Annotated in this window: 1 protein-coding gene; it reads left to right on the top strand. The window is 43.3% G+C overall.

What is annotated here, in order from left to right:
- Positions 1-1,150, top strand: a 1,150-nt coding sequence (locus C1642_RS17835) for an NAD(P)/FAD-dependent oxidoreductase (RefSeq protein ID WP_213064292.1), incomplete at its 5' end; no start/stop codon positions are given.
- Positions 1,151-1,166 lie beyond the last annotated feature (16 nt).

Genomic DNA, 1,166 nt, shown 5'->3' with positions numbered 1-1,166 from the left:
CGCTGCACAAAGAGCAATCCATTTAGCATCACAAGAACAAAATATTGAAGTACTAATGGTTTCCCCTAGCCCAAATGTCGGGATTCGTCCTCGTCTTTATGAAGCCGTGCTTGAAAACATGAACCCTGATATTTCAGAGTTATTAAGCGTGGTTGGGGTTAAATTTCTGGCAGGTTGGGTAAATAAAATTGATGTCAACCAACAAACTATCGAAGTTGCAACTACCGATGGCAACAAGCAAAACTTAAGCTATGACCGTTTTGTTCTGGCAACTGGAAGTACGACTTTTATGCCACCTATACCGGGTCTAAAAGAATATGGATTTAGCGTAAATACATTAGAAGATGCTGAAAAACTGGACCAACATCTTAAAAACTTAGCCCATAAACCTGCAAATGCGGCACGTAACACTGTAGTTGTTGCTGGGGGTGGTCTTACTGGGTTAGAAACCGTGACCGAAATGCCTGAACGTTTGCGTAGCATTTTAGGTGAAACTGATGTCCGTGTGGTTTTGGTTGATTCCTCGACAGACATTGGTGCGGCAATGGGTGACCAAGCTGCGACTGTTATTCGAGAGGCCCTTAACGAACTCGGTGTTGAAGGTAAAGCTGGGCTAAGAGTTACTGCGCTAGATGCCACTGGCGTAACGCTTTCTAACGGCGAAAAAATTGAAACAGAAACCGTGATCTGGACTGCCGGCATGCGGGCTAACCCCCTCACTTCTCAAATTGCTGGTGAAAAAGATAATTTAGGCCGTTTGATTGGGGATGCTTATTTACATGCACCTGAAGCAAAAAACATTTTTGTGACTGGCGATACTGTAAAAGTTCCAACCGATGATTTAGGCAATTTTAATGTGATGTCGTGTCAGCATGCTATGAGCTTAGGCCGTGTGGCGGGTTATAACGCTGCGGCAGAATTGGTTGATTTACCACTTCATCCATACAGCCAACCAAAGTATGTGACGTGTGTTGACTTGGGTCCTTGGGGTGCACTTTATACCGAAAGTTGGGATCGACAAGTTCAATTTGTGCGTGAAGAAGCGAAAAAAATTAAACAGGAAATTAATACTGTATGGATTTATCCACCAGTGGCAGACCGTGAAGCAGTTTTTGCAATAGCAAACCCTGATTTTGTGATTGTTCCTTAAGCTTAATTTTTGCACC

The sequence above is a fragment of the Acinetobacter sp. AKBS16 genome (assembly GCF_002899995.1).
Taxonomy (GTDB): domain Bacteria; phylum Pseudomonadota; class Gammaproteobacteria; order Pseudomonadales; family Moraxellaceae; genus Acinetobacter; species Acinetobacter baumannii.
This window is presented reverse-complemented; position numbering and strand designations above follow the sequence as displayed.